Genomic DNA, 6,838 nt, shown 5'->3' with positions numbered 1-6,838 from the left:
GTAATGATGAAACGCGTCAGGCATTAATTATGATATTAATTCATGCTTGCCTTAATTCGCCTCAAGTCCTCCTCCATTTTTTTCCGCCTCTCCATGCCGGCCAAGTATTGTCGCCTCTCTCCATCGGTTTTCGGTTCATATGGAGGAACGGGTTCTGGTTCTCCGGTTTCACCTATGTGGACAAACGTGTAGTATGCCGTACACATGTGCCGCGAGCCTCCATACTTGTCCTCGGCTATTACGTTTAGCATGACCTCCACGGTGGATTTGCCGACGAATGTTACTCCAGCCCGTATATTAACCACATCGCCTATATATGCAGGGGAGTAAAATGCGACATCGCCTATTGAGCCCGTCACCACTGTTCCCCCCGCGTACTCGGCGGCAACAAGCGCCCCAATGTTGTCCAGCCAGGCCAATAATCTTCCGCCTGACAATATATTGCCGAGCAATGCATCATCGGGCCTAACCCATTGCCTCGACTCCACCCTGAATCTTAAGTCATGCGTTGGGTCCTCAACATCGTGTTCAGCAGTTCTCCTATTGCCGACAAGTAATTCCCTCTGTCTCCTTCTCTCCATTGCTGTGCTGAATTCGTTCTCTTCATCCGGTGCCGGAACTATCTTGGTTGGAACGTCCCTTGGCTTCCCGTAATCATTTATGGCGACGAAGGACATCGTTGACGTCACCACGACGCCGCTTGATCTCCCCCGCTTCTCTGACCTGACCCGGGTCTCCATCGATGATCTGCCCACGTAATCCACCCATGCGTCTATTGCAACTATGTCCCCCACCTTGACTGGTCTCAGGAAAAATAATTCATCCAGGTACGAAATAACGGATGGACCATTTGATAACTTAGAGGTAGCTATGGTGGCGGTCTCCACCATCCACTCCATCATTCTACCGCCGAAGAGGTTCCCAAGGTAATTAGCGTCAAATTGATTAACGACCCGGAGAGAATGAATCCTGGTGTCCTTAATGGCAACCATGATTGGGGAAATGCGGTCCAGATATTAAACTTTTATGTGGACAACATAGTTAAAACAAGCCCGTTTGCCTCGCTTCTAATGATTCGATTACTTATGCTTGATATAGATGGAACCCTCACGAGAAGCAGAGATGTTGATGAGTTGGAGCCCGAAGCATTAAGGGCAATACAATCCATTAAGGATAAGATAAGGATTGGAATAGCCACGGGCAATGCAATGATTGTGGCCAAATCCTTGGCTCGATATATAGGCATAGGCGCATTCGCTCCAATAATAGCCGAGAATGGATGCCTCTTATCTCTTAATGGGGAGGAGATACCCCTCTGTAGGCCTGGCATTAAGGAGCTTGGAGTGGAGTTGGCAAGGCGGCTTGGCCTTAAATTGAGCTACCAATTCAATTGCCGCTCCTTCGATGCCGCATTCGAAATAACGGGGAACGAGGATGAAATAATCGGGAAAATAAGGGCTGAGCTGCAGAGAATGCGCGTTGAGGCGGTGGTGGAGTCCAGCGGCTACGCCATTCACGTACTTCCGCCCGGCATAGATAAGTCCACCGCTATTATGGAGGTCTGTAGGCGATTAAGCATTCCGTGTGGGGACGTGGCTTATATTGGGGATGGACGCACCGATATTGGGGCCGTAAAGTTGGTTGGGTGGGGAGTGGCGGTGTCAAATGCTGTTCCAGAGCTGCGCGCTGCCGCTAGAATCATCACTAAGGCGCCAAGCGGCTTGGGAGTGGCCGAATTCATTCGTGATTATATATCTAGGTAGGGTTTAATATATACTTATCCCGCCTAATATGTTTAGTACGTGAAATTTATTTTCTACAATAGCAGTAATTTCCACTAAAAATGCTTAAATATATACCGCATGTAGAACCACACATGTCGGAAACCATTACAAAGGTGGAAATATCCACAACCGGCAAGGTAATTCAATCACCCTGTGGACCAATAATTCATGGGCTGGAGGACGTCCTGGTTAAGACCACATCAATAAGCGACATAGATGGGAAAAAAGGCATTTTATGGTATAGGGGTTACAATATAAATGATTTAGCCAAGTACTCCAACTTCGAGGAAGTAGCGTACCTAATATTTAATGGCCGCCTACCCACGAAGGCGGAGCTGGAGTCCTTTAAGTCAATGCTGGCCAAGGAGCGGGATCTCCCAGATGAAGTGATCAGCACAATAAGGGTCCTAGCGCCCCGGGCACACCCAATGCATGTCCTCGAGGCCGCCGTCGCTGGCTTAGCCGCATTTGATCCAGACATAAATGATAATAGCCAGGAAGCTAACTTTAGGAAGGCCGTTAGACTAACCGCTAAGCTTCCATCCATAATAGCGGCCCACTATAGATTCAGCAGGAAGCTCGAGTACATAAAGCCGAAGGAATCACTGTCTCACTCAGCCAACTTCCTCTATATGATGTTTGGAACCGAGCCCGACGCCACATCAACAAAGGCAATAGATCTATACCTGGTGCTCCATATAGATCATGAAGTCCCCGCCTCCACTTTCGGCACTTTAGTAGCCATATCGACCTGGACCGATTTATACTCAGCAATAGTGGCTGGAATAGCTACTCTAAAGGGTCCGCTCCACGGTGGGGCAAATGAGGCAGCCATGAAGCAGTACCTGGAAATCGGGAGCCCAGATAAGGCTAGGCCATACGTAGAGAAAATGCTTGGGGAAGGCAAGAGATTAATGGGCGTGGGGCACCGCGTCTATAAGGCTTATGATCCAAGGGCCAAGATATATAAGGAACTAGTGAAGGAATTAAGCCAATCAAAGGGCAACATGACGTACTACAATATAGCGAGCGAGGTGGAGGCCGTTGTGCTGGAGAAATTGGCCAGCAAGTATCTATATCCGAATATAGATTTCTGGAGCGGCATCGCCATGTACCTGCTGGGCATACCATACGAGTACTATACCCCAATATTCGCAATGAGCCGCGTGGTCGGCTGGTCTGCGCACGCCATGGAGTACCTCAACCAGCACAGGCTATTCAGGCCCAGGGCATGCTACGTGGGGCCACACGACGTGCCATACGTACCCATAGAAAAAAGGTAATTCAATTAGATAATAATTCCCCGCTTATCTATTTTTCAATCCTCAATCATTTCACATAATTGTTGGTTCTCATAATCCTGAAACGATGTGGCGCCGGGGCCGGGATTTGAACCCGGGCCCCCTTTCGGGGACGGACTTAGCAGGCCCGCGCCTTGGGCCAACTCGGCCACCCCGGCTCATGCGCCTATCTAATGAGGAGTTTTTTAGCTTTTCCTTCTCTTTATATCAATGAGAATGATAGTCCCCGCTCCTTTAGGGCGGGGAGGAGAACATAGATTAATGCATTACCCATGCATTCGGCACTTAATATCCGTTGATTTTATTATGATTGATGCCCCGGCCGGGATTTGAACCCGGGTTTCGGGCTGTCTGCGCCCAAAAGCTCGAGAGGCCCGCATACTTGACCAGGCTATACTACCGGGGCCTTGATACCGACGTACTTGCTGCCTTTTTAATTTTTACCGTTCCAATTCCCTCCATGATGCGTCGCTTCATGCATTTACTGGTAATCCATTAAAAAGGGTTTAATTAATTTATTATGCGATGAGCGCTTTAAGGGCTTTGGGAGTCATGATTCCCTTCCTCCTCTCCGCCTATAGCGTATTCTCGATAATATACGTGATTCCACAATTATCCAGTGCCTTGGGGGTCAGCGTATCGCTGATCAGTTTAGCCGTGACTCTATCATTCATCGGCGGCGCGTTGGGGGGTGTAGTGATTGGAGTAGTTGCGGATAGGTGGGGTCGGCGAATTGGGTTGGGGTTATCCATATTGATATTCGGCTTAGCCACGTTAATTACTTCCCTAATCACTAATATATGGGAGCTTTACTTGCTTTGGTTCCTCGTTGGTTTCGGCGTTAATTCAGAGAACGGGATTAGTTACGCTGTTATTGTGGAGGTGTGGCGAAGCAATCAAGGCTTGCTGGGCGGCATCATGCAGGGCTTATACCCGGTCGGCATGCTTCTGGATGCAGCCACATCTTTCCTAGTGAGGAGTTGGAGGCCATACATGGCTATAATTGGGGTAGTGAGTCTAATTGGTTCCCTATCGTCTCTCCTAGCTATACCTGAGACTCGGTTCCAATCGCTGAGAACTAGTTACTGGGAAATATTCTCGCCTCAATATAGATCAATAACGGCATTAGGCACTGTTCTAGTTGCATCGGCATTCATGTTCACTGTACCATTCATAAGCCTAGTCCCGACCTATATCCTAATTAGGGGCTTCAGGGGGATCACTTACGAGGCAACGCTAATTGCGCTATCCACGTTAATGGCCGTATCATTCGGTTTGGCTGGGTACATAATGGATAGGTGGGGCAGCTTCAAGACAACAATAACGCTCTCCACAATGGCTCTCGCCTCCTCTCTATTATTCTTAGTAATTAATTTAATGAATTGGGGCTTAATTATTGTGCCAATAGCGCTGGGCTACTTTGCATCATCATTCTTCGCCTACATGGGGATATTGATGGGGAGGCTATATCCACCACAGGTAAGGGCAACTGGAACAAACTTCACCTTCCTGTTGGGGCGCATAATGGCCGGGGTAGGCGTTGCCTTGGCTGCCTCCATATCAAGCAACTTGGGGATAGGCATGTCATTTCTGATGCTGGCCTCATCCATTGCTGCAATAGCCTCATCAGTGCCTCTCCTTAGGGGGCGTTAAATAATGTTTAAAAACTGGAATTGCCATTACTGGCCTCCTCCCCGGCCCTAAAGGGCGAGATTTGTCGTTTGCTTTATCACAACGCATTAAAGGAATGAGCGGCCATACCAGGTGGCTTAATACCGATCATCAAGGCGGCGCTGGGCAAGTGCCGCATGGCGCCACTCCCTTATTATAATAGCTGCTATAAGATATCTTAGCTATTGTATTAACAGTCCAGCCATTCTGCATAGCCCACCAAGCCTCTAACGTGCTTGCGCATGATAACAATTCATAGTATGAGCCACTTGCATAATTCCAAGCATAAAATCCATGCACATAGTATGGCGAGTGATCATTGGTATTAGTGTTGGCGCAATTATCAGCCCATAGAACGAAGGTTCTATATATATCGTTGGCGTAGGTTAATTCAACCCATTGACCATACTCGCCGATAAAATCACCGAATGCGGACTGCGAGGCAAGCAATACTCCGGCGATGTGGAAGTCCTCGGTATAATTAACATACCCTCCAAAGAATGTGGCGTCGGGGAAGTACATCTTCAAGATTGGGCTGGTTAAGTTAAATAGTTTGTACTCAATAATATCAACGATGTATTCATCGCTGCCCATCGCTGCCCTCTTCTCAGTAATTGATTCATTGAATAAAATCTCCCTCAATCCATCATCCACTTCAGCCATATTGCCACGTACAAACACTCCAACATACCCCTCTCCATTACCGGTCTTTACAGCAAAGAGAGCATAGTAGTAGCTGCTATTTCTAATTAATACTGCTAAGGTATAGTTAGTTACGCCGTGTTTCGCCAAGGTGGAATATATAATGTTTAGGTTCGATGGAATGCCGGTCGTCTCATTATATGGTGGAGTCGTCATATTAATAATCCATATTGAACTTGATGTAGTCGTCGTAATGTATGAATCCCTATAGAAAACATATGCAAGGCTTGATGAACCCAAGAATAGAAAAGCGATCAATAGGATACCTATGCCAAGACCAATGAGTACTCCAAGTCTCTTAGCCATAATATTAAATAGATCTAGGTAGTATATATCTTTTTGTATATAGTCATGGGACNGCGGATTCGGGTTCCAAGAGGTCCTGTCTATGAGATTAGTGGCTACTGGCTTCTTCATTATTTAAGTTCCATAAGTTTGAGAGCTGGAATTTAGTACTGGGTTTAACTTATCAATCAGACATTTCTTAAGCCTAATCCTCAGGGGATTCTTTCTATTGTTATGATCAATTAATTTATCACATATCAATACGAGTATAGATAGGCTGTTAATTCTTCTCATTAGTAGATCCCTAATCAATCGCTCCCTCTCAATAATACTTAGCCCCTTCTCGTGGTGCGCCTCCCTGTATAAATCATCTAGATAATATATTAGAAACCTGACCACGGCCTCGGAGCCACCAATATGCGCCTTGCAATGCTCATGACCAACTCTACGGCCTATATTATTGGACTCACCAACATAATAAATTGTTGAATCATCGAGGAAAACATAAATGCCAGATCGATTCTCGGCATCATTTATTCGTTTACAATTCAGTTTTTCAAATATGCATTCATCAATTGAAATATTAACTTCCTCTAAGCATTCTTTAAAGGTATTTCCAATATCCATTAGTTAAATATATAATATATTATTTAAAATGCTATCAGATTAGTCGCTTATAATAAACAATAGACCTAATCCATTTATGGCAAAGAGGAGACCAGTAGCTAGATAGCTAATTTATGTAGATAGGGACAATCTAACGTTGCTCAACGGTAATATGACATATAACGCGACTGGGTGTGATGGGAAAAGCAGATTCACAATAATATTAACAGTATAGTTCCCTTGCCGTCATTGCTGACATGTACCTAATAGATTTAAGTCATTTAAATCTGAAACATAATGCCATCATGAAGAGCATGGATAAATCAAGTCACATGCATTAAAATGGTGGGGAGAATCACAGCCTTGCCTTCTCTTACCGATAATATTAATTGAATTATTGCTTAACGCTTTAAAATGATTAATGCATTGCCCGCAAGTGTATGGACTAAGCAGTAGACAATGGGTGCAGGTATTGGCGGCTTGGTCCGG

At 45.8% G+C, this 6,838-nt stretch carries 6 protein-coding genes and 2 tRNA genes; 3 read left to right on the top strand and 5 right to left on the bottom strand.

Features of this window, described 5'->3' with window-relative positions; all coding sequences use genetic code 11:
- Positions 1–35: 35 nt before the first annotated feature.
- Entirely contained in the window at positions 36–992 is a 957-nt protein-coding gene (locus AT710_08810) for an acyl-CoA thioesterase (GenBank protein ID KUO90554.1), read from the bottom strand.
- A 78-nt stretch (positions 993–1,070) separates the two neighbouring features.
- On the opposite strand from AT710_08810, the gene AT710_08805 reads away from it, so the two are divergent.
- Together AT710_08805 and AT710_08800 are read left to right on the top strand one after the other, a co-directional pair.
- Entirely contained in the window at positions 1,071–1,763 is a 693-nt protein-coding gene (locus tag AT710_08805; GenBank protein ID KUO90553.1) for a hypothetical protein, read from the top strand.
- Between the two features lie 113 nt (positions 1,764–1,876).
- Complete coding sequence (locus tag AT710_08800; protein ID KUO90552.1) at positions 1,877–3,067, top strand: citrate synthase; 1,191 nt, start codon at positions 1,877–1,879, stop codon at positions 3,065–3,067.
- 88 nt (positions 3,068–3,155) lie between these two features.
- Here the strand turns inward: AT710_08800 and AT710_08795 are convergent.
- Both AT710_08795 and AT710_08790 read right to left on the bottom strand, forming a co-directional pair.
- Positions 3,156–3,243: transfer RNA gene (locus AT710_08795), tRNA-Ser, on the bottom strand.
- A 156-nt stretch (positions 3,244–3,399) separates the two neighbouring features.
- A tRNA-Glu gene (locus AT710_08790) sits at positions 3,400–3,491 on the bottom strand.
- Positions 3,492–3,610: 119 nt separating this feature from the next.
- Here AT710_08790 and AT710_08785 point away from each other — a divergent pair.
- The gene (locus AT710_08785; protein KUO90551.1) at positions 3,611–4,738 is read left to right on the top strand and encodes a hypothetical protein; all 1,128 of its coding nucleotides are present in this window, start codon (positions 3,611–3,613) and stop codon (positions 4,736–4,738) included.
- Between the two features lie 129 nt (positions 4,739–4,867).
- Here AT710_08785 and AT710_08780 read toward each other — a convergent pair whose 3' ends face one another.
- Both AT710_08780 and AT710_08775 read right to left on the bottom strand, forming a co-directional pair.
- Positions 4,868–5,875, bottom strand: coding sequence for a hypothetical protein (locus AT710_08780; GenBank protein ID KUO90550.1), 1,008 nt, complete (start codon positions 5,873–5,875; stop codon positions 4,868–4,870).
- 3 nt (positions 5,876–5,878) lie between these two features.
- The gene (locus AT710_08775; GenBank protein KUO90549.1) at positions 5,879–6,370 is read right to left on the bottom strand and encodes a hypothetical protein; all 492 of its coding nucleotides are present in this window, start codon (positions 6,368–6,370) and stop codon (positions 5,879–5,881) included.
- Positions 6,371–6,838: the final 468 nt, after the last annotated feature.

The organism is Thermocladium sp. ECH_B (assembly GCA_001516585.1).
Classification (GTDB): domain Archaea; phylum Thermoproteota; class Thermoprotei; order Thermoproteales; family Thermocladiaceae; genus Thermocladium.
Note: the sequence above shows the minus strand (reverse complement) of the source record. Positions and strands in the feature narration are given on the sequence as shown.

Bases quoted from the DNA above. Each gene is read 5' to 3' on its own strand.
- AT710_08800 (KUO90552.1), top strand. From the start codon at position 1,877: ATGTCGGAAACCATTACAAAGGTGGAAATATCCACAACCGGCAAGGTA.
- AT710_08785 (KUO90551.1), top strand. From the start codon at position 3,611: ATGAGCGCTTTAAGGGCTTTGGGAGTCATGATTCCCTTCCTCCTCTCC.
- AT710_08810 (KUO90554.1), bottom strand. From the start codon at position 992: ATGGTTGCCATTAAGGACACCAGGATTCATTCTCTCCGGGTCGTTAAT.
- AT710_08775 (KUO90549.1), bottom strand. From the start codon at position 6,370: ATGGATATTGGAAATACCTTTAAAGAATGCTTAGAGGAAGTTAATATT.
- AT710_08805 (KUO90553.1), top strand. From the start codon at position 1,071: ATGATTCGATTACTTATGCTTGATATAGATGGAACCCTCACGAGAAGC.